General features: G+C 57.7%; 21 protein-coding genes. 1 reads left to right on the forward strand and 20 read right to left on the reverse strand.

The features are described from left to right. Positions 1 to 148 precede the first annotated feature (148 nt). A complete protein-coding gene (locus tag GFER_RS02650) occupies positions 149 to 1,555 on the forward strand; it encodes a class II fumarate hydratase (RefSeq protein ID WP_040095788.1) in 1,407 nt (468 codons plus the stop codon). A 3-nt stretch (positions 1,556 to 1,558) separates the two neighbouring features. Here the strand turns inward: GFER_RS02650 and GFER_RS02655 are convergent, their stop codons facing one another. From GFER_RS02655 to nuoF, 20 genes are all read right to left on the reverse strand, one after another. Beyond that, a complete protein-coding gene (locus GFER_RS02655) occupies positions 1,559 to 1,873 on the reverse strand; it encodes a putative signal transducing protein (protein WP_040095790.1) in 315 nt (104 codons plus the stop codon). After that, positions 1,870 to 2,997, reverse strand: coding sequence for a ribonuclease D (locus GFER_RS02660; RefSeq protein ID WP_052445888.1), 1,128 nt, complete (start codon positions 2,995 to 2,997; stop codon positions 1,870 to 1,872). The genes GFER_RS02655 and GFER_RS02660 overlap by 4 nt, the downstream gene beginning before the upstream one ends. Before the next feature lie 50 nt (positions 2,998 to 3,047). After that, positions 3,048 to 4,145: an A/G-specific adenine glycosylase gene (gene mutY, locus GFER_RS02665; RefSeq protein WP_052445889.1), complete on the reverse strand. Its 1,098-nt coding sequence runs from the start codon at positions 4,143 to 4,145 to the stop codon at positions 3,048 to 3,050. Between the two features lie 18 nt (positions 4,146 to 4,163). Further along, positions 4,164 to 5,216 (reverse strand): histidinol-phosphate transaminase, encoded by a 1,053-nt coding sequence (gene hisC, locus GFER_RS02670; RefSeq protein ID WP_040095794.1) that lies wholly within the window; start codon positions 5,214 to 5,216, stop codon positions 4,164 to 4,166. 17 nt (positions 5,217 to 5,233) lie between these two features. After that, positions 5,234 to 6,298 carry a cyclic dehypoxanthinyl futalosine synthase gene (gene mqnC, locus GFER_RS02675; RefSeq protein WP_139172037.1) on the reverse strand — a complete coding sequence of 355 codons (1,065 nt, stop codon included), beginning with the start codon at positions 6,296 to 6,298 and terminating at the stop codon, positions 5,234 to 5,236. A 110-nt stretch (positions 6,299 to 6,408) separates the two neighbouring features. Then, the gene (mqnE, locus tag GFER_RS02680) at positions 6,409 to 7,488 is read right to left on the reverse strand and encodes an aminofutalosine synthase MqnE (protein WP_040095797.1); all 1,080 of its coding nucleotides are present in this window, start codon (positions 7,486 to 7,488) and stop codon (positions 6,409 to 6,411) included. Between the two features lie 34 nt (positions 7,489 to 7,522). Next, a complete protein-coding gene (locus GFER_RS02685) occupies positions 7,523 to 8,122 on the reverse strand; it encodes a UbiX family flavin prenyltransferase (RefSeq protein ID WP_040095800.1) in 600 nt (199 codons plus the stop codon). Positions 8,123 to 8,257: 135 nt separating this feature from the next. Beyond that, positions 8,258 to 9,133 (reverse strand): UbiA-like polyprenyltransferase, encoded by an 876-nt coding sequence (locus GFER_RS02690; RefSeq protein WP_040095802.1) that lies wholly within the window; start codon positions 9,131 to 9,133, stop codon positions 8,258 to 8,260. A 146-nt stretch (positions 9,134 to 9,279) separates the two neighbouring features. Beyond that, positions 9,280 to 11,025 (reverse strand): SLC13 family permease, encoded by a 1,746-nt coding sequence (locus GFER_RS02695; protein ID WP_040095804.1) that lies wholly within the window; start codon positions 11,023 to 11,025, stop codon positions 9,280 to 9,282. A gap of 392 nt (positions 11,026 to 11,417) precedes the next feature. Further along, positions 11,418 to 12,770, reverse strand: coding sequence for a UbiD family decarboxylase domain-containing protein (locus GFER_RS02700; protein WP_040095807.1), 1,353 nt, complete (start codon positions 12,768 to 12,770; stop codon positions 11,418 to 11,420). Between the two features lie 148 nt (positions 12,771 to 12,918). Beyond that, positions 12,919 to 14,379: an NADH-quinone oxidoreductase subunit N gene (locus GFER_RS02705; RefSeq protein ID WP_040095809.1), complete on the reverse strand. Its 1,461-nt coding sequence runs from the start codon at positions 14,377 to 14,379 to the stop codon at positions 12,919 to 12,921. A gap of 44 nt (positions 14,380 to 14,423) precedes the next feature. Further along, positions 14,424 to 15,986: an NADH-quinone oxidoreductase subunit M gene (locus tag GFER_RS02710; RefSeq protein WP_040095812.1), complete on the reverse strand. Its 1,563-nt coding sequence runs from the start codon at positions 15,984 to 15,986 to the stop codon at positions 14,424 to 14,426. Between the two features lie 44 nt (positions 15,987 to 16,030). Continuing rightward, a complete protein-coding gene (gene nuoL / locus GFER_RS02715) occupies positions 16,031 to 18,001 on the reverse strand; it encodes an NADH-quinone oxidoreductase subunit L (protein WP_040095814.1) in 1,971 nt (656 codons plus the stop codon). Between the two features lie 44 nt (positions 18,002 to 18,045). Next, a complete protein-coding gene (gene nuoK, locus GFER_RS02720) occupies positions 18,046 to 18,348 on the reverse strand; it encodes an NADH-quinone oxidoreductase subunit NuoK (RefSeq protein WP_040095816.1) in 303 nt (100 codons plus the stop codon). 23 nt (positions 18,349 to 18,371) lie between these two features. After that, positions 18,372 to 18,875 carry an NADH-quinone oxidoreductase subunit J gene (locus GFER_RS02725; protein WP_040095818.1) on the reverse strand — a complete coding sequence of 168 codons (504 nt, stop codon included), beginning with the start codon at positions 18,873 to 18,875 and terminating at the stop codon, positions 18,372 to 18,374. 20 nt (positions 18,876 to 18,895) lie between these two features. Beyond that, entirely contained in the window at positions 18,896 to 19,291 is a 396-nt protein-coding gene (locus tag GFER_RS02730; RefSeq protein ID WP_040095820.1) for a NuoI/complex I 23 kDa subunit family protein, read from the reverse strand. Between the two features lie 30 nt (positions 19,292 to 19,321). Next, positions 19,322 to 20,362, reverse strand: a complete 1,041-nt coding sequence (gene nuoH / locus GFER_RS02735) for an NADH-quinone oxidoreductase subunit NuoH (protein ID WP_052445890.1) — start codon at positions 20,360 to 20,362, stop codon at positions 19,322 to 19,324. Positions 20,363 to 20,396: 34 nt separating this feature from the next. Further along, positions 20,397 to 21,359: a tetratricopeptide repeat protein gene (locus GFER_RS02740; protein ID WP_040095824.1), complete on the reverse strand. Its 963-nt coding sequence runs from the start codon at positions 21,357 to 21,359 to the stop codon at positions 20,397 to 20,399. Between the two features lie 13 nt (positions 21,360 to 21,372). Further along, complete coding sequence (locus GFER_RS02745; protein ID WP_040095827.1) at positions 21,373 to 23,865, reverse strand: molybdopterin-dependent oxidoreductase; 2,493 nt, start codon at positions 23,863 to 23,865, stop codon at positions 21,373 to 21,375. A gap of 35 nt (positions 23,866 to 23,900) precedes the next feature. After that, positions 23,901 to 25,682 (reverse strand): NADH-quinone oxidoreductase subunit NuoF, encoded by a 1,782-nt coding sequence (gene nuoF, locus GFER_RS02750; RefSeq protein ID WP_040095829.1) that lies wholly within the window; start codon positions 25,680 to 25,682, stop codon positions 23,901 to 23,903. Positions 25,683 to 25,700: the final 18 nt, after the last annotated feature.

The following is a 25,700-nucleotide window of genomic DNA, read 5'->3' on the forward strand; positions in this document are numbered from 1 at the left end:
CCAGATCTGATCAAGGCGGATCAGGGCGAAAAGACAAAGTTTCATCTTTCCCCTGGTTTTTCAGATAATTCCTTTCGCTTTCAAATCCGATTTGATCAGATTTGATCCGTGTCCAAGAAGTTTATATGATTTTCCGAGGAGCGGCGTCATGAGCGATTTTCGTGTTGAAAAAGATTCCATGGGTGAGATGCAGGTGCCGGCTGATGCGCTCTATGGTGCGCAAACGGCCCGTGCGGTGGAGAATTTTCCCATTTCCGGACTACGCATGCCGCGTCCCTTCATCCGTGCGCTGGGCATGATCAAGGAGGGCGCGGCGCGCGCCAACCTGGAGCTGGGACTGCTTGACAAGGAAATCGCCCTGGCCGTCATGGAGGCCGCGGAAGAGGTCATTACCGGAGAACTCGACGCGCATTTCGTGGTCGATGTGTTCCAGACCGGCTCGGGGACCAGCACCAACATGAACGCCAACGAGGTCATCGCCCGGCGCGCCGCGCAGATGCTGGGCGCCGCATCCGGCGCGCATCCCGTGCATCCCAACGATCACGTCAATCTCGGCCAGTCGAGCAACGATGTCTTCCCCACCGCCCTGCACCTTGCGGCGGCGGTGGAAACCCGTCAGCGCCTCATCCCGGCGCTCTTCGACCTGCAGGAGGCTCTGGGAGAAAAATCCGGCGCTTTCGACGACATCGTCAAGATCGGCCGCACCCATCTGCAGGATGCGGTGCCCATCCGCCTCGGCCAGGTGTTTTCCGGCTACGCGCGCCAGGTGGCCCTGTCCATCCGCCGCCTGGAGGGTGCCTCCAACGGTCTCAACGAGCTGCCCCTGGGCGGCACGGCGGTGGGCACCGGTATCAACACCCATCCGGAGTTTGCCGCCAAGGTCATCGCCGGGCTCGCCCAGGCCACGGGGTTGCCCCTGCGCGAGGCGGCCAATCATTTCGAGGCCCAGGCCGGCCGTGATGCCGTGGTCAATCTGAGCGGCGCCCTCAAGGCCTGCGCCACGGCCCTGTTCAAAATCGCCAACGACATCCGTTTTCTCGGCAGCGGGCCGCGTTGCGGACTGGGCGAGCTGGAACTGCCGGCGGTGCAGCCGGGCAGCTCGATCATGCCGGGCAAGGTCAACCCGGTCATGGCTGAGAGCCTCATGCAGGCCTGTGTCCAGGTTATCGGCAACGATGCCGCCATCGGGGCTGCGGGGCTCTCGGGCAATTTTGAACTCAACACCATGATGCCCGTCATGAGCCACAATCTGCTCCAGAGCATCGAACTGCTGACGCAGGCGAGCCGGGTTTTCAGCGCGCGCTGCATTCAGGGGCTGGCGGCCAATCGTGAGCGCTGCGAGGCGCTGGTGGAGCAGAGCCTCGCGATGGTCACCGCCCTGGCGCCGGTCCTGGGCTATGACCATGCCGCGGCCATCGCCAAGGACGCCTGGGAGCAGAACAAAACGGTGCGGGAGGTGGTCAGGGAAAAAAATCTGTTGAGCGCGGAAGAATTGGAGCGAATTCTCGATCCGCGCCCCATGACGGAGCCGGGCATCCCCGGCAAGACGCGCTGAAGGTCAAACCCGCTCGCGGCCGCACTTCCAGCACAGGTCAAACTGTCTTTCCAGCTCTTCGCCGCAGTCCGGGCAGCGCCAAGGCTGGGCGGCGATGTCCTCATAGAGCCAGTTTTCCACCAGTTGCCGAGCGCGCGGCAGGACTTCATCGTCGACCACCCAGATTTCGGGGCGACATTCGAGAAATGGGATTTCGCCCATGGCCGCGAACAGTTCCTCGTTGCGCAACAGACAGGCAACGCCTTGCTGTTCCAAACGCCCTTTGAGCAGGGCGGCCAGGGGTCGTTCATGGGGACCGAAGGCGCGCAGCTTTTTCATTGGGGAGCAAAGAGCACGGCAATAATATCGTCACCGAGCACGTCCTTCTGCCAGTTTTTCAAGGCGCTTTCAGCCAGTGCCCGGGCGGTTGCGGGGGGCCGACGCGACAGCTCCTCCAGAGCGGCGTTGTTGATCAGGATGCCCGGATCCATCCCCAACTCCCCGGCTTTGGCGGTACGCCATTTTTTCAGCAGATTCAGACGCGCTTCGGCCTCCGGATTGCGCTCGGATCTTTCGCTGCGGGGAAACTGGGGCAGTTGGGCATCGGGCAACTCCATGGCCGCCTCGATGACCTTGAGCAGCCGGCTGCCGTAGCGCTCCACCAAGCGCGCCGGCATGCCCGCCAGCCCGACCAGGGCGCGCAGGCTGGTGGGCGCGGTACGCGCTATCTCCAGCAACGCTGAATTGCCCAACACCTTGAAGGCTGGGCAATCACGGCGCTGCGCCTCTGCATCGCGAAATTGCAGCAGAGCATCGAGCACCGCCAACTGGCGCGGCTTGAGCATTCCAGCGCCCTTGAATCGCAGATAGAGCGGCCCCTGGTTCTCGTTATGCCGCACGCCCTCAAGCAGAGCGAATTCCTCCGCCACCCAATCCAGGCGGCCTTTGGCGGCCAGCCGTCCTTCCAGCCACTCCCCCAGCCGATGCAGATGGCGGGTGTCCTCTGCGGCATAGCGAATCATCTCGCCGGAAAGGGGGCGCTTCGACCAGTCGGCACGCTGAAAGCGCTTGTCGAGACTCACATCGAAATAGGTTTGCAGCACATCGGCCAGTCCCACTTTCTCTTCGCCGAGAAACTGGCAGGCGATCATGGTATCGAACAGACCGCGGACCTCAATGGCAAAATCACGGTGCAGGCAGCGGATGTCGTAATCGGCGGCATGAAAGTATTTGCGCACGGCGGGATCGGCGAGCACCGGTTTGAGGGGCGACAGATCGCGCACCGCCAGGGGATCGATAAGCACCGTGCGCGCCGTGGTGGACACCTGCAGCAAGCACACCTGCTCGCGGTAATGGTGCATGGAATCGGCTTCGAGATCCACGGCGATGGCCGCTTGGCCGGCCAACTCTTCGGCCAGGGTGAGAAGCTCATCGGTGGTCGTGAGTATCGGGGTGTCGGGCATCAGAATCAGCTTACTCCATGAAGGTTAAAAGGGCTCTTATCTTGCCAGAATCAGCCCGCGCCTGCAACCAGATCCAGGGCTTTCTTGTGCGCCCCGTGTAAAGCGAACTCAGACAGGGCGGCCGGAGGGAGCCATCGACATTCTTCGCCCTCAGCCACCCTCCGCGCTCCCTTGAACAGGGTCGCGTAAACACGCAGATCGAGGCGGAAATGGCTGTAGGCATGACGCACCGCGCCGAGGCTCTGCACCTCCGCCCCACCCCAGCGCGCCGCCAGTTCGGCGGCCGTCGCATCGGGACTGCGACCGGCGGACACCTCGGCATCGGGAAATTCCCACATGCCGCCGAGCAATCCATGGTAGGGCCGTCGGCAGATCAGCACCTCGCCCTGACGCCGAACCAGCAGTGCCACGCGCATGATTTCGGGAACAGCCTTTTTCGCCGCCTTCAGAGGCAGCTTTTCGGCCAGCCCCAAGACGCGCGCGCGACACAGGCCCGCCAGGGGACAGCGTGGGCAAGCGGGTCGACGCGGCACGCACAGGGTCGCGCCCAGATCCATGATCGCCTGCGCGTAGTCATGAGAACGATCGGCGGGGGTCAGAGCCGCGGCCCAGGCCCAGAGTTTCTTCTCGGCGGCACTGCCGCGCGGGTTTTCCTCCAGGGCAAACAGCCGGCACAGAACGCGCCGCACATTGCCGTCAAGAATCGGCGCCGGGCGGTCAAAGGCAATGGAGAGAATCGCCCCGGCGGTGGAGCGCCCAATGCCGGGCAATGCCATGAGGCCTTCCAGGGTGTCGGGGAAAATCTCTCCAGGCGCGCTCGCCACCTGGCGGGCTGCGGCGTGCAGGTTGCGCGCGCGGGAATAATAACCGAGGCCCGCCCACAGATCGATGACTTCATCCAGGGGGGCAGCGGCCAGCGCGTGAACATCGTCAAAGCGCGCGAGAAACCGCAGATAGTAGGGGATTACCGCTTCGACGGTGGTCTGTTGCAACATGACTTCGGAAAGCCAGATGCGGTAGGGATCGCGGCTGTGGCGCCATGGCAGGTCGCGCCCGGCATCGGAGTACCAGGCGAGCAGGCGACGCGACACCTCGGCGGGATCAAAGGAAAAATCCGCACCTGAGCCATTGGCGCCCAGTGGTGTCATTCGCGGCTCCACACCATTTCAGCCGATCTCTTTCAGCGCGGCCAGGGTCGCTTCCATTTCCTCACGGGTGCCGATGGAAATGCGCAGGCCGTGACTCAGGCTCGGATCGGAAAAATGCCGCACCAGGATGTGCCGCGCAAACAGCGCGTCGTAGACCCGCCGGCCGTTGCGATCCGGGGGCGTGGCAAACAGATAATTGCCACTTGACGGAATAACGCTGTAGCCGATGACGCGCAGCTCGGTGCTGAACCAGTCGCGCGTCGTGCGGATTTTTTCCACCGCCCGGCGAAAGTAGTTCTGATCGCGCAACGCCGCCAGGGCTGCCGCCTGAGCCAGGCGATCGAGGTTGTAATGGTCGCGGATCTTGTCCAGCGCCTCGATCACCTCGGGTCGTGCCACCGCCAGCCCCAGACGCATGCCGGCCAGGGCATAGCTTTTCGACAGAGTGCGGGTGACGACGACGTTTTCGTGCTTTTTCACCAACGCCAAGGCATTTCCATCGGCGAAATCCGCATAAGCCTCATCCACGACCAGCATGCCGGAAACGCGCCCGGCCAGCTCTTCGATGAACGCCGGGGGATAGCTAAATCCCAGAGGCGCATTGGGGTTGGTGAGGAAAAACAGCTTGCCTTCGTAGCGCGGGGGAAAGTCCAGCAAATCCCAGCCCTCGCCGAGGCCGAAGGTGCGCACCCGCGCGCCCTGAATCTCGGCCAGGGTCGCGTAATAGCTGTAGGAGGGCTGTACGTAGGCGATTTCCTCACCCGCCTCGGCAAAAGCACGGATCAGGTTGTTGAGCAGTTCATCCGAGCCGTTGGCCAGGATCACCCAGGAAGGATCGAAGCCGTAGAGACGCGCCGCTTCCTCGCGCGCCGCCGTGCTGGGCGGATCGGGATACTGGCGCAAACTTGCTCCGTCTTCGCCCAGTTCGGCGAGGATCGCGGCCCGCACCCTTGGGCTGGGCGGGTAAGGATTTTCGTTGGTGTTGAGCTTGATCCAGCGCTGCTCGTCGCGGGGCTGGAAGCCCGGCACATAGCCGGTCATATTTCTGATGTTGGGGCGCAGGGGAATCATCGTCTCTCCAAAATGGGCTAATATTCCTCCAGTATTTCGTACAGGGTATTGCGCTTGGCCGGTTTGAAGCCGGCGCCGCGCGCCAGCTCGACGACTTGCTCCTGAGACATGCGAAAAGAGATCCCGGCGGCGGCCACCACGTTTTCTTCGAGCATGGTGCCGCCGAGGTCGTTGGCGCCGAAGAACAGCGCCACCTGGGCCATCATCGCCCCCTGAGTGACCCAACTCGCCTGGATGTTGGCGATGTTGTCGAGCAGAATACGCGACAGCGCCAGCACTTTGAGGTATTCGACGCCGCTCGCCGTCTCGCCGCCCAGTTCGGTGTTGGTGGGCTGAAACGTCCAGGGGATGAAGGCGGTAAAGCCGCGCGTACGGGACTGGATCTCGCGGATCCGCAGCAGATGCTCGACGATGTCGGCGGGGGTTTCCCTGCTGCCGAACATCATCGTCGCCGTGGTGCGCATGCCCAGACGGTGCGCCTCTTCCATCACCGCCGCCCAGTCGCGCCAGCCGATCTTGTTGGGCGAAATCACCTGGCGCACCTCATCGACCAGCACCTCGGCACCGCCGCCGGGCACCGAATCGAGTCCGGCGGCCTGCAGGCGGCGCAAACACTCAGCCATGGACAGTCCGGACAGCTTGGCGATATGGATCACCTCGGCGGGCGAGAGCGAATGCACCTGGACTTGGGGAAAGCGCTGCTTGATGGCGCGAAACAGCTCTTCGAACCAGGTGATTTTCAAGTCGGGGTGCAGACCACCCTGCATGAGCAACTGGGTGCCGCCGTGCGCCACCAGTTCCGCGATCTTGGCGAAAATCGCCTCGGGCTCTAGCAGATAGGCGTCGTCGGCTGCGGCGTTGCGATAAAACGCGCAGAACTTGCACTGCGACTCGCAGACGTTGGTGTAGTTGACGTTGCGGTCGACCACGAAGGTCACTCGCCCGTGGGGATGTTTGCGCCGCCGGATACGGTCGGCAAGCTTGCCCACCTCAAGCAGATCGGCATCGCTGAGCAGCCACAGAGCTTCGTCGCGGTTGAGTTGCTGCCCGTCGGCTATTTTATCTGAAAGAGTCTGCATCATCGTCAACATCTGTCGCTCACTTGCCAAGTTCGCCCCAGGCACAAAGTCACCAAGGGCAAAGTTCGGACCGGTTTTTCTTTGGCGCTATGCGCCTTTGCGTGAGATTGCCCCTAAAATTGGCGCAATTCCCGGTACAGGGTGTCGCGCTCCACCGGCACCCGCCCGGCCTTGCGGATCAGGGCGCAGAGCTGTTCGCGCGACAGGGCCTGGGGCGACTCGGCGCCGGCATCGTGGCCGATCTTCTCCTCGACCACTGTGCCGTCGAGATCGTTGACGCCGAAAGCGAGGGCTACCTGGGCGATCTTGAGGCCGAGCATCACCCAGTAGGCCTTGATGTGGCGAAAATTGTCGAGGTAGATGCGGCTGATGGCCAGGGTCTTGAGGGCATCGACGCCCCCGACGCCCTTGGCGCCGGGCACGCGCGTGTTGTCGGGCTGAAAAGCCAGGGGGATGAAGGCCTGAAAACCGCCGGTTCGATCCTGCAGCCGGCGCAGACGCGCGAGGTGATCGACGCGATCGACGTATTCCTCCACATGGCCGAAAAGCATGGTGGCGTTGGTCTTGAGGCCGGCGCGGTGGACCTTTTCGGTGACCTCCAGCCAGCGCTCGCCGGAGATCTTTTCCGGGCAGATTTTTTCCCGCACCCGCGCGGCGAAAATTTCCGCTCCGCCGCCGGGCATGGAGCCCAGACCCGCTTCCTTGAGCTCCGCGATGACCTGCTCGACGCTCTGGCCGGTGAGCTGCGCGAAGTAGTCGATCTCCACCGCGGTAAAGGCCTTGATGTGCAGCTGCGGACAGTCGGCGCGCACTGCGGCGAGCATCTCCAGATAAAAATCAAAGGGCAGCTCGGGATGCAAGCCGCCCACCATGTGAAGTTCCGTGGCACCGGCAGCGGCCGCTGCGCCGGCCTTTGCGAGGATGTCGTTGAGGGCCAGGGTGTAACAGCCCTCGTCCTCCTCACCCTTGCAGAAGGCGCAGAAAGTACAGCGATTGACGCAGAGGTTGGTGTAATTGATGTGGCGGTTGAGGTTGAAATACACCTTGTCGCCGTTGCGCCGGCGGTTGGCCTGAGCCGCCAGTTCTCCGATACCCAGCAGGTCAGGACTTTCAAACAGCGCCAGGGCTTCGGCATCGGAAATACGCGCGCCGCTTTCGAGCTTGGCGCGGATGGTTTCAAACAGTCGGATCATGGGCAAAGCTTACGGACCTCTCCCTGGTTTCGGGTTATCCCTCGCCCCAGCGCTCGAACAACTTATGTTCAAGCCGCAGGCTGTCAAGAATTTTGCCGACCACAAAGTCAATCAGATCTTCCATCGTTTGCGGGCGCTGGTAAAAGGCCGGCATGGCCGGCAGGATGTGCGCCCCGGCGCGCGCCAGACGCAGCAGATTTTCCAGGTGCAGCTGGTTGAAGGGCGTTTCGCGCGGCACCAGGACCAGCTCGCGGCGCTCCTTGAGCATGACATCGGCGACCCGCTCCACCAGGTTGTCGCTGATGCCGGCGGCCATGCGCGCCGCGCTGCCCATGGAGCAGGGCGCCACCACCATGGCATCGGGCGCCGAGGAGCCGCTGGCGACGGGCGCGAAAAGATCGTCCGCGTCGTAGTGCAGCAGACTTTGATTGCCGTCGAAATAATCGCGCATCAGCACCTGGCGCTCGCTGGTCGTGCCACTCCACTTCAACCCGGTCTCATAGCGCAACACATCCATGCCGGCGCGAGTGACCAGCAGAGTCACGCGATACTTGGCGCGCAGCAACTCTTCGACCAGGCGCAAGCCGTAGATGGAACCCGAGGCGCCGGTTATGGCAACCAGGATATGCGTCATATCACCCTTCTCCCCAAAGAGGCCGAAACGGCACGCCGATTTGCAGGATAAACGCCGAGCGAAGATCCCTTCGTGCCTTAATCCGCCCTGATCCCGCCTTTTCCGCGTTCATCCGCGTCCCCATGATTGTTCTGGTCAGATCAAGGCGTCAAGCAGAGTAAAAGCGAAAATCGTCAGGCTGATATAGCCGTTCATGTTGAAAAACGCCGCATCAATGCGCGAGAAGTCATCGGGTTTGACCAGCAGGTGCTCGTAGGCGAGCAGCCCCGCCACCACGCATACGCCGAGAAAATAAATCCAGCCCAGCCCCGTGCCGATGAGCAGCAGCAGGAGCAGAAACACCATCATGATGTGAAAGGCGCGCGCCAGCCACAGAGAGCGCTCCACGCCAAAGCGTGCGGGAATGGAGTGCAGCCCCTGCTCACGATCGAATTCCAGATCCTGCAGGGCATAGAAAATGTCGAATCCGGCCACCCAGAACAGCACCGCCAGGCCCAGGGCGATGATCTGCCAGCTGACGTCGCCACGCAGGGCGATCCAGGCGCCGATGGGCGCTGCCGCCAGACAAATGCCCAGCACTACGTGGGCCAAAGCGGTAAAGCGCTTGCAGAAAGAATAAAGAAAGAGAAAGAACAGCGCCACCGGCGCCAGATAGAAACACAGGGGATTGAGCATCCAGGCGGCAAACAGCATCAGCGCAAAGGAGCCCAGGACAAACAGCCAGGCCTCGCGCAGAGAGACTTGGCCGGCGGGAATGTGGCGCGCTGCGGTGCGCGGGTTTTTCGCATCGATGCGCGCATCGATGATGCGATTAAGGCCCATGGCGCCAGAGCGCGCGCCGATCATGGCGAGGCAAATCCAGAAAATCTGCCCCAGGGTCGGCGGCGCCTGATTGGCGAGGCTGGCCAGCACCACACCCATGAGGGCAAAGGGAAAGGCGAAGACGGTGTGGGAGAATTTGATCATCTCCAGCAGAGTGCGGGTTTTTTCCCAAAGGGTGGCGGGCGCCATGCATGCTTCTCCGATAGATTTGATGAGGCCGCCCAGGCGGCCAAGAGGCGCCTAGTTTATACCTCTGCCGCGTCCCGCACAAGGTCTTTCAAAAGCAAAGGGGCCGCGAGCGCGGCCCCTTTCAGGATCAGCAATGAGCAATAGCATCAGGGACTGACGGCATTGACCCAGCTCGGCAATTCGCCGATCACCACATCAAAGGCGGGAATGACCAGCAAGTAGGTCAGCACCACCGTGAGCATGATGCCGATGATGTTGAGGCCGAAGCCGCTTCTGGCCATCTGTGGTATCGTCACATAGCCCGAGCCAAACACGATGGCATTGGGCGGCGTTGCGACCGGCAGCATGAAGGCACAGCTCGCCGCCACCGCCGCCGGCACCACCAGCAGCAGGGGATTCTGTCCCAGACCAATGGCCACCGCCGAGAGGATCGGCATGACCATGGCCGCGGTGGCGGTATTGGAGGTCAACTCGGTAAGAAAGATAATCAGAGTCGCAACGGCGATTATCAGGATGAGAATCGGGGCATTTTCCAACAGGCTGACCTGGCCGCCGATCCATTCGGCCAGCTTGGTATCTTTAAAGCCGTCCGCCAAGGCAAGGCCACCGCCGAACAGGATCAGCACGCCCCAGGGCATCTTGCTCGCCCAGTGCCAGTCCATGACGAACTGATTTTTACGCAGGTTGATGGGGATTAGAAACAGCACCAGCGCTCCGATCATGGCAATGGTGGCATCGGTAATGAACTTGGGCTCGGGAAAAATCACGCTGATCTGTTTCTGGAATATCCAGGCGAAGGCGGTCAGTCCGAACACCAAAGAGGTCCAGCGCTCACCGGTATTCATCTTGCCCATCTTGCGCAGTTCGTTGCTGATCAAATCCTTTCCGCCCGGCACTTTCTTGAGCTTGAGGGGATTGGCAACGCGCGTCAACCACAGCCAGCACAGGGGCAGCATGACCAGCACCAGAGGCACACCTACCGACATCCACTTGGCGAAGGTGATTTCATAACCGTAGGTCTTGTTCAAATAGCCCGCCAGCACCGTATTGGGCGGCGTTCCGATGAGGGTGGCGATGCCGCCGATGGAGGCGGCATAGGCGATGCCCAGCATCAGATTGAGGCCGAATGCGAACTTGTCCGGCGAAAAATCGATTTCCTTATCCAGACCTTCTTTTTTGCCTTCGGCCACCACATGGGCGATGATCGCCAGTCCGATGGGCATCATCATGACTGTGGTTGCGGTATTGGAGACGAAGGCGGAAAGCGCAGCGGTGGCAACCATGAAACCCAGAATCAGGCGGCTCGGGGAAAAGCCCATGACCTTGACGATGTTCATGGCGATGCGCCGGTGCAGGTTCCAGCGCTGCATGGACAGGGCGATGATGAATCCGCCCATGAACAGAAAGATCAGGTGGTTGGCATAGGGCGCAGTCGCTTTGCCGGTGGCCATGATGCCCATCCACGGAAACAGGGCGATGGGCAGCAGACTGGTGGCGGGAATGGGGATTGACTCGCACATCCACCAGGTCGCCATGAGCAGGGCGATAGCCGCCATTTTCTGGGCAGCGGGCTCCATGCCCGCAGGTGCGGGAAGCAACAGCATCAGAGCAAAGAGAATCGGACCAAGGAAAAGTCCCAACATCTGGCGGCGACTGTATTCGCGCGGCTCCCCTTCCTCGATGCCATCGGGCCCCGAAGAAAGGCGGTTGATGTGTTCGGCGGGCGCTTCTTCCATCTCGTCAGCAAGGTCGACATCACGCTCCTGGCGACCCTTGCTGAAATCCAAATACTTGCGTTTCAGTTCGCGGCGGGCCGCCGCCGGAGTGAAGACAAAAAGCCGTTTTGTTTCATCGTGCATTACCCACATTTGACGCCACAGTGCGGTCAACATACATTCCTATCTCCTTTTGCTCTAGTTTGAGCGGGGGCGCAGCCCGCCGCGGAAATGACACTGCATTCTATTTTGAGCAACCGCAATGCCAATCTAGGAAAAAGGAGAAAAGACCTGTCCTCTTGAAATTCAAAACTTCGCGTTTACGCCATGTTGGCACGCACAGCACGGCAGAAACCATGAAATAGTGTTTAATTCTAACCACTTTCCATACTTGCAAGGCCTTCCGTAAATGGCTGAAAACGGCCCTGCCATGAGAGATTAAAAAACGTCTCAAGGCTCGTATTTTCAAGACAATTTACATATTGGTGAAAATTGGCCAAAGGCGGGAATTGGTCAGCAGCGACTCGATCTGGCAACAATAATTTGGAATAGGCTATAGATCCCGGCATTTAGCCACCCAGACCATACTCCCGCCATCGCCGCTCTATGTGTGCAGCAATCCCCGGAGCAGGGCGCACTTGCGGCCAATTTTTCTTGCAGGTGGCATCAATCGCCAGACGACCTGTACATTCCAGAATATCGCGACCCGGCAGCGCTTGGTTGATCGCTCGCCAGAGAAGGCGTGATGAATTGGAGAGCTCTTCTTCGGCATCAACAAAGAGCAAAAGACGTGAACGACGCAAAGGACCTTTGCGCCACAACTCGCGTGCCAGGTCCAGCGGCGGCGGTGCTGCGGACTGCAGTGCGACAATGACGCAACCATGGAACACGCCCTCGTTCAGATAGCGCAGACCGCTGATACTCGGATAATCGTGGCGCAACAAAGCAAGCACCAAAGGTTCTCCCGATCTCACCAGATGAATATTTTCCATGGGCGGCGGCCCCACCACTGTCGCAGGAAAGATGGCATCCTCGGCACGGTAAAGCCCCTGAACATGGAAAACCGGGGCCGGCGCGGCAGGCTGGTAAAAGCCGGTGTGGTTACCAAAAGGCCCTTCGTTTGCCAAAATTCCTGAAGAAATTTCTCCCTCGATCACAATTTCCGCATCCGCTGCCACCGGTAGGCCGGTCAGTGGTCCTGCGGCCAATCTGGGTGCTTCCCCGCGCACAAGGCTCAGAAAAGCCGCCTCATCAATGGATCCCGGCAACGGCAGCACGGCCGCGGCCAGCAAACCTGGATCTCCACCCAGCGTCACCGCCAAAGGCAAGGATAGCCCGCGCCGGGCATGTTCTTTAACCAGCTGTGCCCCTTGGGAACCAGGCAGAAAATGGATGGCGGCGCTGGTCCTGTCCAAAATCTGCATCCGATAAACGCCCCAGTTCGTCCGACCGCTGTCAGGGTCGCGCATACTGACCAGGGCCAGTGTCAAATACCGGCCGCCATCGCCCGGCCAGGCCTGAAGCGCCGGCAGACTGCGCAAATCGGGGGGAACCTGGGGCAATACCAAGGATTCCAGAATCGCCTCGGTCCCTGGAGAAACCCGCACCAGGTTGAGCAAGCAGGCCTCCATGTCATCATGTCGGGCGCTTTGAAGACGCGAGGATAAACCACCAGCCATTTCCTGAGGCGCGACCTTTCCCCAGGCCAGAGCAGCGCGCCGCTCGGAGCCATAAAGGTTGGTAGCCACCGGTAAAGCAGAGCCATTGACGCGCCTGAACAAAAGCCCCTGGCCGCCCCCAGGCTGCTTGCATACCCGGTCGGTAATGGCCGCGATTTCCAACAGCGGATCAACCTGGACCCTTACCTCGTGCAGATCGTCTTCACCCTTCAATTGGCGTATAAAATTCGGCAAAGATCGCATGGGCGCGCAACTCCTGGTGAATCAATCTATTTCCCGCTAGTATCGCCTCGGATGCTATATGTTAGCCTAGATTCAATAAAAAAACCCCCCGCATAGCGGAGGGTTTTTTTGGTTTTTATTCAGATGAGACGATTTCGCACACTCAGCCTTAGAAAATTGCCAACCGGGCCAAATCCATGAACGGACCGGGAACAATCCCCAGCAGCAGAACCCCGACGATGGCAATAGCGATAGAGACCATGGCCCCGACCGGCATTTTCACCCAGGCGAAATCCTCTACCGGATCGCGGAAGTACATAACGACCATGACCCGCAGATAATAGTAGAGAGAAACGGCCGAGGCCAGAATGCCCAGAACCGCTAACCAGATGTAGCCTTCTTTGATGGCACCGGCGAAGATATAAAATTTCCCGGCAAATCCCGCCGTCGGGGGTAGACCCATCAGGGAGAAGAGGAAGATGGCCATGGCCACTGCAAGCACGGGGCGACGATAGCCGAATCCGGCGAAACCGTCCAGAGTGAGGTTGTCCTCCCCTTTTTTGCCCGCCAACACCAGGACGGCAAAGGCCCCCAGGTTCATGAAGGTATAGGCCAGCATGTAAAAGAGAATTCCGGAAAGCCCGACTTCATTGAAAGCCACCAGACCAACCAGCGCGTAGCCGGCATGCGCCACGGAGGAATAAGCCAGCATCCGCTTGAGATTGGTCTGTGAGATGGCGATGACGTTGCCGACCACCATGGTCAGAACCGCCAGCACCCACAAAAGACTGGTCCACTGATCAGCCATCCCGCCCAAACCGACAACAAACACGCGCATGAAGGCGGCAAAGGCTGCTGCCTTGGGTCCGGCACTCATAAAAGCGGTGATCGGGGTGGGAGCGCCGTGATAAACATCAGGTGTCCACATATGGAAGGGAACAGCGGCGATTTTAAACAAAAAGCCCGAACTCATCAAAACCATGCCGGCGACCATCAGGGGGTTGCCGAGCAGTCCGCCATCGGTCTGCAGGGCCTGGGCGATTCCAGCCAGATTGGTCGTCCCCGTAGCACCGTACACCAAAGCCATGCCGTAGAGCAGAAAGCAGGTGGAAAAGGCGCCGAGCAGGAAATACTTCAGGCCTGCCTCGTTGGAGCGCAGTTGCCCACGGAACATTCCTGCCAGCACATAGAGACTGACGGAGAGCACCTCGAGACCCAGGAAGATGGTCATCAGATCCGTCCCCGAGGCCATCCACATGGCGCCTGCGGTGGTAAACAGAATCAGCGGATAATACTCGCCGATGGCGTAGCCTTCGCGCTTGAGATAGTCCTCGGACATGAGGATCGTCAAACCGGCTGCCAGCAGGAAAATAATGTTGAAAAAGGTCGCAAACTTATCCAACTGAACCGCGCCGTAAAACCCGGTCTGGGGCTCACCCCATCCCGCCAGGGAAACCAGCCCGGTTACCACCAAGGCGGCAAGACTGAGCCAGGCAATGGGCGCGGTCTTGCCTTTAGGCAGAAAGACCGTGATGAGCAGGATCGCCATGCCGAAGCAGCATAGGACCACGGACGGCATGATGGCCGCCATGTTGACATTCTGGATTGCATCTTGCACCAGGTTTTCCATTGAAACGCTCCTCCAGATGCGGTGTTATGCCAAATCGATCTAAATTACTTCAGCAACGCGTCGGTGTGGGCCGCGGTTTGAACAATTTCAACCTGCGCAACCTGATTGTTCTTGATCTGATCAATCATGTTTTCCAGAGCCGGGTTCATCTTCTCAAAGAAGGTGTTGGGATAGAGCCCGATCCAGAAGACAAACAGTAGCAGAGGCATCATAAGAGCAATTTCGCGTGCATTGAGATCTTTGATCTTCTCGTTGGCGGGATTCTTGATTTCACCAAACATTACGCGCTGGAACATCCAGAGCATATAAACGGCTGCGAAAATGACGCCGGTGGTGGCGATGACCGCGAACCAGCGCAGATCGCTTTCAAAGGCGCCCAACAGGATGAGGAACTCACCGACGAATCCGTTAGTGCCGGGCAGTCCGATGGACGAGAAGGTCACGATCATGAAGATCGTGGCAAAAATCGGCATCTGCTTGGCCAACCCGCCGAAATCGGCAATCAGACGGGTATGGCGGCGCTCGTATATGAAGCCGACGATGAGAAACAGCGCTCCGGTGGAAATGCCGTGATTGATCATCTGGATCATGCCGCCGGAAAGACCTTGGATGTTAAGGGCGAAAAGACCGAGCATAACAAACCCGAGATGGGAGACCGAAGAATAGGCGACCAGTTTCTTTACGTCGTCCTGCATCATCGCGACCAAGGCACCATAGATGATACCGATAACCGCCAGTACCGACAGGAAAGGAATAAACTTGAGAGTGGCGTCGGGAAACAGCGGCATGGCGAAACGCAGATAACCGTAGGTGCCCATCTTAAGCAGGATGGCGGCCAGAATGACTGAGCCGGCCGTCGGGGCCTCGGTATGGGCATCGGGCAACCAGGTGTGCACGGGGAACATGGGCACCTTGATGGCAAAGCTGAAAGCAAAGGCCAAAAACAACCAGATCTGCAGATCAAGGGGAATGTCGAGAAGGTAGAAATGCAGGATACTGAAGCCGCTGTCGAAATCAATCCCTGCCTGCATTGAGAAGAAATACACGTAGATGATCGCAACCAGCATCAGCAGAGAGCCGACGGCAGTAAAGATAAAGAACTTTACGGCGGCGTAAATCCTGCGGCTCCCACCCCAGATACCGATCATGAAATACATGGGAATAAGCATCAATTCCCAGAAAATGTAAAACAGGAACAGGTCGAGGGAAATGAAAGCGCCGAGCATTGCCGTTTCGAGCAGCAACATCAGAGCCATGAAACCCTTGACATTCTTATCTACGGCTTTCCAGGTCGAGAGCACCGTGATCGGCATAATGAAGGTGGTCAACAGAACCAACCATAGGCTGATGCCGTCAACGCCGACATTGTAGTTCATCTGGAAGAAGTCACCGACGCTGATCCAGCGGGCGAATTCGGTATAGTGGAAAGCGGCCGAGGTTTTGAAGACGTCATCAAAGGCCAAAGGCAGACTGATCAAAAAGGTGATCACTGTCACGACCAGAGTGAAGATCTTCAGAAGCCCATGATTATCCCTGGGGATGAAAAGCAGCAGCAGCATCCCGAGAATCGGGAAAAACGTCATCAGGCTTAAAAGGTGGTCGGTCATGGAAATCGCTCCTTATCTCAACAATACAAGGGGTTGGCGCTTTTTTAGCCGAAGACGTAGTAAGCAACCATGACTATCACCCCGACCACCATGGCCAACGCGTAATTGTGCACCAAGCCGGACTGGGTGAGACGCAAGACCCCGGAAAAACCTCGGACAATATAACCTGTTCCGTTGACGATGCCGTCGACCACCACCACATCGAACCCTTTCCAGAGGAAGGTCCCGAGTTTTTTGGTCGGATTGACGAAAAGCGCATCGTAAATTTCATCGACATACCATTTATTGAAAATGGCTCGATAGAGACCACCGACCTTGGCCACCAGTTGCCCGGGCAGTTCCGGGCGCTTCAGGTACATGAGGTAAGCCAGACCGATGGCGATCACCACGATGGCGGTTACAAAGGACATCAAACCATATTCCGCGGCGTGGCTCACGTGCGCCTTTCCGATGCCGTAGGTCTCCTGGGCCGGAGCGAACACCGGCGCCAGAAACTCTTTGAGGCGATAGGTTCCGCCCAGCACCGCCGGCAAATTCAAATAGCCGCCGAACACCGAGAGGACGGCCAGAACCACCAGGGGAACGGTAATCACCCAGGGTGATTCGTGCAGATAACTCTTGGCCTTGGCGGTTATACGCTCTTCGCCGAAGAAGGTCATGAACAACAGTCGGAACATATAGAAGGCGGTAAGGCCGGCGGTAAAGACCGCCACCACCCAGAGCAGGAAGTGTCCTCGATCACCGGCCAGAGTCCAGATCAGGATTTCATCCTTGGAGAAGAAGCCCGAGAGACCCGGCAGGCCGGCAATGGCCAGGGTGGCGATCAGGAACGTGATGAAAGTGATGGGCATGTGTTTGCGCAAACCGCCCATATTGCGCATATCCTGGGGATCGTCGTGAGAGTGAACCTTATGCAGCGCATGATGCATGGAGTGTATGACCGCGCCCGAGCCCAAAAAGAGACAAGCTTTGAAGAAGGCGTGGGTCATCAGGTGAAAAATCCCCGCGGTGAATGCGCCGACACCCATGGCCAGAAACATGAAGCCAAGCTGCGAAACCGTGGAATAAGCGAGTACCCGCTTGATGTCGTTTTGCGCCAGACCGATAGAAGCGGCAAAGATCGCGGTGGCCGCACCGACGATAGCAATCACCATCATGGTGTCCGGAGCCATGGCGAACAATCCGTTCATACGGCCGATCATGTAAACGCCGGCGGTGACCATGGTGGCCGCATGGATGAGGGCTGAAACCGGGGTGGGGCCCTCCATGGCGTCGGGCAGCCAAGTATAGAGCGGAATCTGTGCCGATTTACCGGTAGCACCGAGGAAGAAACACAGAGTAATGATGGTCACCACCATGCCGCCTGCACCGAGCAGATGACCATGTTCGGCGATCTCGACGAAATTGAGCGTCCAGATGCCGTGATCGCTGCCCAAAGTCCAGAACAGGAGAAACACACCAAGAAGAAAGCCGAAGTCACCGATACGGTTGACCACGAAGGCTTTCTTTGCCGCATCGCCGGCACTCTGCTTATGGAAGTAGTAGCCGATCAGCAGGTAGGAGCACAGACCGACGCCCTCCCACCCAACAAACATAACCATGGCATTGTTGCCAAGCACCAGCATCAGCATGGAGAAGGCAAACAGGTTGAGGTAGGAGAAATACCGGTAATAGCCCTCCTCGCCGTGCATGTAGCCGATGGAATAAAGGTGAATCAGGGTTCCAACCCCGGTCACCACCAGCAGCATCAATGCCGAGAGGGGATCAAGCAGAAAGCCCCACTCGATATGCAGGTTGCCCACTGTCATCCAGGAGGCGATTACCTGCTCGTGGGTTTTGACGGTGTCGGCGGTAAGCGCGAAAAAGCACATAACCGATACGACGAAGGATGCGAAAATCGCCAGGGTCCCGATGCCCCCGATCACCTTCTCGTTTTTAATCTTCTTACCAAGCAGGCCGTTGATGATGGCGCCCAGCAAGGGAAAAAACGGGATGAGCCATAGCTTGTCGTACATTTCCATCTCCTCTGTCGATTAGATCGGATCGAATCAGAAATTGATCACCATTTCAGCAGGTTGAAATCGTCGACTTCCACGGACTCTTTGTTTCGGAAGAAAGCGATCATCAGGGCGAGTCCCACAGCAGCCTCAGCCGCCGCAACCGACATGATGAAAAGGACGAAGATCTGACCGTCAATGTTTCCTAAAAAGCTCGAAAGAGAGATGAAGGTAAGATTCACGGCATTGAGCATCAACTCAATGCACATGAAAATGACGATCGCGTTGCGCCGGGTAAGAACCCCGTACGTCCCCAGAGCAAAGAGAATGCCGCTGAGCACAAGATAATGATAAACGGTAAGCATGGTCGGCTCCTGTCAGTTCCCGTCTAAACGTCTTTTTTTGCCAGCACGAGGGCGCCCACGATCGCAATCAGAAGGAGTATCCCGGTGATCTGGAAGGGCAACATAAATTCAGTGAACAATTTCAAGCCCATAATTTGCATGTGACCTTCTTCAAGCACCCGCTGCTTAGTGATGTCGCCCTGGACTCCGGCGACCGTGCCACGGTTCACAAACATCATGACCTGCAGCATGACGATGGCGGAGACAATGGCACCACCGATGACCCCATGGCGAAATTTTTTCATCATCTCGGGCCCGAGGTTGAGCAGCATTATGACGAACAAAATCAAGACCATGATGGCTCCGGCATAGACCAGAACCTGAACGGCGGCCATGAAAGGCGCGTAAAGCATGACATAGAAAATGGCCAGGCAGAAGAAGGTCATGACCAGGGATATGCCGCTGTTCACCGGATTTTTGCACATGACCACCGAAAAACCGGAAAGGACCGCGACCATCGCAACGAGATAAAAAAATAGTAATTCCATGAGGCTTCGCTCCTTTCCGCTTAACGCAGCAGCCGCTCTTTAGTGAATTCGAAGTCGGACCGCCGATAATTAGCCAATTCGTACTCCCCTGTCATTTCAAGGGCCTCGACGGGGCAGGCCTCAACGCAGTAGCCGCAAAAGATGCAGCGCAGCATATCTATTGTGTAAACTTTGGGATATTTTTCTCCCTTGTCATTCTCCGCGGACTCAACCGTGATGCATTTGGCCGGACAAACCGTAGGACACAGATAGCAGGCCACGCACTTTTCCCGGTCCTGTGTGGGCACGAGCCGATGCAGTCCGCGATAACGCTCTGAGGGCGTCAACTTCACATGCGGATATTGGACCGTGGTGCTGTGCCCCGGCAGCAGGTGTTTAAAGGTGATGCTCAAACCTTTGGCAAATTCTTTGAACATGGTGATATCCCTCTTCTTCTCAATCAGGTTTTATTGCATCAGGACGACGACCACGCCGGTGACGATCACGTTGGCCAGACCCAAGGGAATGAGAACCTTCCAGCCCATAGTCATCAACTGGTCATACCTGACTCGCGGCATGGTGGCACGCAGCCAGATGGCGAAAAACATGAATGCCACAATTTTGAGCAGAAGATTGATCGGACCGAAGAAGGGGCCGGACCAACCACCGAGGAAAAGAGTCGCGGCAATGGCAGCGATAACCACCATGTTGGCGTATTCCGCCATGAAGAACAGAGCGTACTTCATGGAAGAGTATTCCGTACAGAAGCCTGACACCAACTCCGATTCGGCCTCAGGAAGATCGAAGGGAGTACGATTTATTTCAATCAAGGACGTGAGAATAAACAGGCCGAAAGCGAGCGGCTGGGTAAAAATGTACCAGTTCGGCAAAAAGGTGATAACTCCCCACAGCGGCTCCATCTGCAGGGCCACGATCTCGCGCAGGCTCAGGGTTTCCGAAAGCATGAAGACCGCAACAATGGAGAGACCAGCGGCCAGCTCGAAGGAAATCATTTGCGCGGTGGAACGAATGCCGCCAAGAAGGGAGTATTTACTATTCGAAGCCCAACCGGCCAACACGATCCCATAAGCGCCAAGTCCGGCCATTGCGAGAACGTACAGGACCCCGACATTGAGGTCGGTGATCTGCAGAGGGACGATGTAGCCGCCGATCTCGATGTCACGTCCGAAAGGCACCACCGCGAAGGTGATAAAAGCGGGCACCAGAAGCATCATGGGCGCAAGGACAAAGGTAAACTTGGCTGCCTTGGCCGGAATAATGTCTTCTTTGAAAAAGAGCTTAAGTCCATCGGCGATCGGCTGCAAAAGGCCATGCCACCCCGTTTCCATGGGTCCAAGGCGGGTCTGCATATGGCCGATGACCTTGCGCTCGAGCCAGGTCGCATAGGCAACGATCAGGATAACGACCACAAAGACGACCACGATCTTCACGAGCATCGTGGAAACGAACAAGGGCCAGTTGTTGGAGAGACTCACTACAGGCGTCATGGCAATCCTCTCTGCAAAGTTTTAAATGGTCTCATCAAAATCCAGGTTTGTGGGGAGTGGCCATTTCCCCGACGTGCTTGCTGAGATATTGCGCCTCACGATGGTTGGGGTTGATCGCGAGTGCCTTTTGGAGGGCCTTGCGCGCTTCGTCGAGAAAATCGAGTTGAATATTGCACTCGGCAATCCGGACCCAAGCGTCAGCATCCTTGGGGTTGATCTCCAGAACCTGCCCATAGGCGCTGATCGCCTCTGAGAAATCCCCCATGCGGCGAGATGTTTCGCCGAGCATGTAAAAAGCAGGGGCAAAACGGGCGTTGGTTTCCGCGGCCTGGGTGAATTCCTGCCCCGCCTCGGCCAGCAACCCTTCCTTAAAAAAAGCCATCCCCAATTCGAAGCGAGCTGCGGTATAGGTGGGACTCAATTCCACCACCCGGCGGAATTGTTGAATCGCCGAAGCGTAATCCCCTTTCTGGGAGTACACCATGCCAAGCATATATAGCACCCGCGTGTAACTGGGATTGATGCGGGCGGCTTCCTGAAGTGATTTTTCAGCCTGAACCAGATCGGTGTTGCGCAGATATGACAGGCCGAGTCGGTAATGGGTTTCGGCACTGTTGGGATTGATTTCCCGCGCCTTTTGGAAATTCTCGATACTCGCATCAAGATCACCCAGTCCGTACTGGGCCATGCCCATTTTGAAAAAAACCCGGAAAAGGTCCTTCCCGCCCTCCAAAGCCTTGCGAAAGCAACTTACTGCGGCTTCCAGATCGCCCTGGTCGTAAAGAGCAAGGCCCTTGTAGTAATGAGCTTTTGACGAGGTCGAATCGATTTTCAGAACCTCCTCCCAGCAACTAAGAGCCTCCTCGATCATCCCACGGTGGAAAAGATCAAGGGCCTTTTGATGGATAAAATCCACGTCGCTGGACAGGTTCGCACCACACTGATCGCAAAACTTGGCCTGGGCCGGTACTGAAGCGCTACACTTGGAACATTGCATGGCGAGCTCCTGGCTAGACGCTTAACTTGCTGACTTCAACAGCCACGGCTGCTTCACCGTGGTAAATTCGATTAACTCCGGCGCCGGCAAAATGGTAAGGAACGAACACCACCCCGCGCTGCAAACGCTTGCCGACCTTTGCCTTGAGTCGCAGTTCTTCGCCGTTACCTTTGAGGGATACGGTTTCGTTATCTTTAATGCCCAGCTCAGCCGCATCCTCATAAGCGAACTCGACATAGCTTTCGGGCATGGCGGCCAGAGGGCCCTGGGCACGCGCGGAGAGGGTGCCGCTATGGTAAAGAGCGCTTCCCGTAATCATCTGGAAACGAGCGGCTAGGGGCTCGCCCCCTTTAACCGCCACGAGTTTGCGCCTCGCAGGCGCCAGGCGCTCTCCGCCCCAGACCACCCCTTGCGGGCCGATGCCATTAAAATCGATGCCTTTATACTCAGGTACAGTCGCCGTGATTTCGGCAAAAACCGCATGGGGTCCGGTGAAGGAAAGGGGATCTCCCATCCGCCCTGCCAGCATGGAGAAGATCGCCAGATCGCTCCGTGCCTCGCCGGGACTTTTAACACCAGAGTGCAAACGCTGAATGCGGCGCTCCGCGTTAGTGAAGGTTCCCTCTTTTTCGGCAAAGGAAATCGCCGGCAGGATCACATCGGCTTCACGGGCGGTATCGGTGAGGAACAGATCCTGTACCACCAGAAAAGGGACCTTTTCAAGGGCGGCCTGGACTTGGTTGCGATCCGGATAAGACGCAAGGGGGTCTTCCCCGATGACATACAGAGCGGAAAGCTCGCCCCCGGCTGCGGCAGTCAACATCTCCTGCGCACTCATTCCTCCCGCGCGGGGAAGGATATTCTGATCGATGGCGCCCTGGCTGTTGGCTTTTTCTCCACACAGATACAACCCGCCGTTGTCGCCGTCGAACGCACCGCAAAGAATGGCCAGGTTGGCCGCAGCGATTCCGAGCTCACGCGAATAAGCACTGTAGGGCAGCCCGTAGGCCAACAGAATCGCCTTGCTTTTCCCTTTGGCAAGATCACGCGCCGCGGCTTCGATGATTTCGGCGGCCACGCCTGTTTTAGTTGCCACGGCCTTGGGCGAATAGTCTGCCAGGCCGGCGCGCAGTGCTGCGACACCCTCGACCCCGTCGGTACAGGCCAGATCTTCGACCAGCAGCACATGGGCCATGGCGTTAAGAATGCTGATTTCAGTACCGGGCTTGGTCAGGAGCGTTTTAGTTCCCGCCAGCTTGGTGAACTTGCCTTTCTTGTCGCTGATGACTGAGAATTTGGCGTTATTGCGCTTGACGGCCTGGTTAACCACCATGCCGAAGACGGGATGGGTTTCGTACAAATCCGACCGTATGGCAAGAATGGCATCGCACTCCTCAACCTGCGGGAATGTCCCCGTGGAGGCCTTGATGCCGAGAGTTTCAGCCAGACCTTCACTCACCCCCTTGTAGCACTCACCGCCGTTGTGATCGAGATGGGGGGTTTTCAGCACCTTGTCGGCAAGGTGGCCGAGAAAATAGTATTCCTCGTTGGTCAATCGCCCGCCACTGAGAATACCCAACCCTTTTTCGCCACGCGCTTTTTCAAATCCGGCGACCATGGCTTCCAAGGCTTCGTTCCAGGAAGCGGGCTCCAAACGTCCATGCTTACGCACAAGGGGCTTTTGCAGCCGATCATCGGAATTGATAAACGAATAGCCGAAGCGACCACGCACACACAAATTCCCATCATTGACGCCGATTTTGTCATTGAAGCGAATTGTTTCGACCTTATTGTTGAGTACTCCCAGGGTCAGAGTACAGCCGTTGCCGCAGTAACCGCAGACGGTATCGACCTCCTTGAGCTGCCAGGGACGAGCCTTGAATTTGAAGGGACGCGGCAGAAGAGCGCCAACCGGGCACATGGACACACACTGCCCGCAAAACTCGCAGTCAAGCCCACGATCGTAAGCTGTGGCAACCTTGGTATCAAATCCTCGATTGATAAAGCTATAGGAGCCGTAAGATACGATCTCGTCGCAGACGCGGACACATTTACCGCAGAGTACGCAACGATTCATATTTCTTTCGATAAAAGGGTTCTGTTCGTCAGTTTCGAGGTTGAACTTCTCATCCTTGAAACGATTTCCGACGACTTCATATTCATACGTCAGGTCTTGCAGGTCGCACTCTCCACCCTTGTCACATACCGGACAGTCAACCACATGGTTGACCAGGAGGAATTCAAGAACCGTTTTGCGAACCTTGTCGATGACTGCGGAACCTGTAGTAACAACCATACCCTCGGTTACCGGCGTGGTGCAGGCAGGAATCAGACGCCCTTTCATCTGCTCGACCTCGACCAAACAGACGCGGCATGCGCCATAAGGGAGCAGCTTTTTAGCGTGACACAGAACGGGAATATGAATTCCCACTGTCTCGGCTGCTTCGAGAATGGTGGCAACCTTGCTCACCTTGACCTGTTTTCCGTCTATCGTCAGTGTAACCATCTTGACCTCGTCCTTGTTCGTCGTAGGGGGTTCGGCTATTCGATGGCCATGAAGCGGCAGGCATCATAGCAGGACGTGCACTTGGTGCACTTCTCCTTGTCGATGACGGCGAGCTGTCCCTTTTCCCACCGGACGGCGTCAACAGGACAGATCTTGTAGCACAGGCCACACTTTTTGCAGGCAGCGTCAACAACTTCAAATTTGAGCAATGCCTTACAGGAATTGGAAGGGCATCGTTGATGATGGATGTGCGCCTCATATTCATGGCGGAAATAACGAATCGTCGAGAGAACCGGATTGGGTGCCGTCTGCCCGAGCCCGCAGAGAGACGCTTTTTTTATGTCTTGGCACATGTCCTCCAGCAGTTCTATGTCTCCCTCACGCCCCTTGCCCTCTGTAATACGCTCCAAAATATCAAGCATAATCTTCAGGCCGATGCGACAGGGAACGCACTTTCCGCAGGATTCTGCGCGGGTAAAGTTAAGAAAAAACCGCGCGATATCCACCATGCAGGTGGTTTCGTCCATAACGACCAGGCCACCGGATCCCATCATCGCCCCGGCCTTGATCAGAGAGTCATAGTCGACCTCGGCGTCGATGGCTTCGCTGGGCAAACAACCACCCGAGGGCCCGCCGGCCTGCACTGCCTTGAACTTGCGGTTGTTGAGAATGCCCCCGCAGACATCATAGATGACTTCACGCACCGTGATGCCGGCAGGAACCTCGACCAGACCGGTATGCTTGACCTTGCCGGTGAGGGCGAAGATCTTGGTGCCCTTGGTACCCTCGGTGCCGATGGACGCAAACCAGTCGCCCCCGCGGTAGAAGATATAAGACACGTTGGCGAAGGTTTCGACGTTGTTGATGTTGGTGGGCTTGGTCCAGAGGCCGCGCACGGCGGGAAACGGCGGGCGCGGGCGCGGCATGCCGCGTTCGCCCTCGATGGAGGCCATCAGCGCGGTCTCCTCGCCGCAGACAAAGGCGCCGGCGCCGGCTTTGATGCGCAGATCAAAATCGAATCCCAGGCCCAGACAGTCCTTGCCGAGAAAGCCTTTTTCGTAACAGACATCTATAGCCTTCTGCAAACGCTTGATGGCCAGAGGATATTCAGCGCGCACATAAACATAGCCGCTCTCGGCGCCGATGGCATAAGAGGCGATCATCATCCCCTCGATCAAACCATAGGGATCGCCTTCGAGAATGGAGCGGTCCATGAACGCCCCGGGATCGCCCTCGTCCGCGTTGCAGATCAAATACTTGTCTTTGCCGGGAGATGCGGCGCAGAAACTCCACTTGACCCCCGTCGGAAAGCCCCCGCCCCCACGACCGCGCAGGCCGGATTTTTTCACCTCTTCAATGACCTCCTGCGGGGTCATGGTTACGGCTTTTTTTATGCCGGTAAAACCGTCATGAGCGAGGAACTCCTCAAGGCTCTCGGCATCGATGGTGCCGCAACGGGAAAACACCACCCGCATCTGCTTTTCAAGAAATTTCTGGTAGTAATTGCCGGCCTTTTTCTTCTCAACGATTTGGCCCTGCAGGATATGCTCTTCGACGAGTTGAGGAACCATTTCAGGCTTGACGAAGTCATAGGTTACGGCTTCCTGGCCGGGGATGACGATATCGACCAGCACGTCATTGGCGCATAGACCGCGGCAACCGGTCCCCACCAAAGTGCAGCGCTTGCCGACCTTGGCCTCAACACCGTGCTTTTCAAATTCAGCCCGAAAGGCTTCTTCCACCGGCTTGGCGCCGGCGGCAAGACCACCTGTTCCCTGGCAGATTAGAACCCTGATTTGCTCTTCGATCGCGGCCATATATCAATTCCCCGACGC

The sequence above is a fragment of the Geoalkalibacter ferrihydriticus DSM 17813 genome, from assembly GCF_000820505.1.
GTDB lineage: Bacteria > Desulfobacterota > Desulfuromonadia > Desulfuromonadales > Geoalkalibacteraceae > Geoalkalibacter > Geoalkalibacter ferrihydriticus.

Excerpts from the sequence above, each read along its gene's own strand:
- GFER_RS02685 (WP_040095800.1), bottom strand. The coding sequence starts at position 8,122 with ATGACGCATATCCTGGTTGCCATAACCGGCGCCTCGGGTTCCATCTAC.
- nuoF (WP_040095829.1), bottom strand. The coding sequence starts at position 25,682 with ATGGCCGCGATCGAAGAGCAAATCAGGGTTCTAATCTGCCAGGGAACA.
- nuoK (WP_040095816.1), bottom strand. The coding sequence starts at position 18,348 with ATGCTTACCGTTTATCATTATCTTGTGCTCAGCGGCATTCTCTTTGCT.
- GFER_RS02695 (WP_040095804.1), bottom strand. The coding sequence starts at position 11,025 with ATGTTGACCGCACTGTGGCGTCAAATGTGGGTAATGCACGATGAAACA.
- GFER_RS02740 (WP_040095824.1), bottom strand. The coding sequence starts at position 21,359 with ATGCAATGTTCCAAGTGTAGCGCTTCAGTACCGGCCCAGGCCAAGTTT.
- GFER_RS02650 (WP_040095788.1), top strand. The coding sequence starts at position 149 with ATGAGCGATTTTCGTGTTGAAAAAGATTCCATGGGTGAGATGCAGGTG.
- mutY (WP_052445889.1), bottom strand. The coding sequence starts at position 4,145 with ATGACACCACTGGGCGCCAATGGCTCAGGTGCGGATTTTTCCTTTGAT.
- GFER_RS02655 (WP_040095790.1), bottom strand. The coding sequence starts at position 1,873 with ATGAAAAAGCTGCGCGCCTTCGGTCCCCATGAACGACCCCTGGCCGCC.
- hisC (WP_040095794.1), bottom strand. The coding sequence starts at position 5,216 with ATGATTCCCCTGCGCCCCAACATCAGAAATATGACCGGCTATGTGCCG.
- GFER_RS02660 (WP_052445888.1), bottom strand. The coding sequence starts at position 2,997 with ATGCCCGACACCCCGATACTCACGACCACCGATGAGCTTCTCACCCTG.
- GFER_RS02690 (WP_040095802.1), bottom strand. The coding sequence starts at position 9,133 with ATGGCGCCCGCCACCCTTTGGGAAAAAACCCGCACTCTGCTGGAGATG.
- GFER_RS02725 (WP_040095818.1), bottom strand. The coding sequence starts at position 18,875 with ATGGAATTACTATTTTTTTATCTCGTTGCGATGGTCGCGGTCCTTTCC.
- GFER_RS02730 (WP_040095820.1), bottom strand. The coding sequence starts at position 19,291 with ATGTTCAAAGAATTTGCCAAAGGTTTGAGCATCACCTTTAAACACCTG.
- GFER_RS02710 (WP_040095812.1), bottom strand. The coding sequence starts at position 15,986 with ATGACCGACCACCTTTTAAGCCTGATGACGTTTTTCCCGATTCTCGGG.
- nuoH (WP_052445890.1), bottom strand. The coding sequence starts at position 20,362 with ATGACGCCTGTAGTGAGTCTCTCCAACAACTGGCCCTTGTTCGTTTCC.
- GFER_RS02745 (WP_040095827.1), bottom strand. The coding sequence starts at position 23,865 with ATGGTTACACTGACGATAGACGGAAAACAGGTCAAGGTGAGCAAGGTT.
- mqnE (WP_040095797.1), bottom strand. The coding sequence starts at position 7,488 with ATGATCCGACTGTTTGAAACCATCCGCGCCAAGCTCGAAAGCGGCGCG.
- GFER_RS02705 (WP_040095809.1), bottom strand. The coding sequence starts at position 14,379 with ATGGAAAACCTGGTGCAAGATGCAATCCAGAATGTCAACATGGCGGCC.
- nuoL (WP_040095814.1), bottom strand. The coding sequence starts at position 18,001 with ATGTACGACAAGCTATGGCTCATCCCGTTTTTTCCCTTGCTGGGCGCC.
- mqnC (WP_139172037.1), bottom strand. The coding sequence starts at position 6,298 with ATGATGCAGACTCTTTCAGATAAAATAGCCGACGGGCAGCAACTCAAC.
- GFER_RS02700 (WP_040095807.1), bottom strand. The coding sequence starts at position 12,770 with ATGCGATCTTTGCCGAATTTTATACGCCAATTGAAGGGTGAAGACGAT.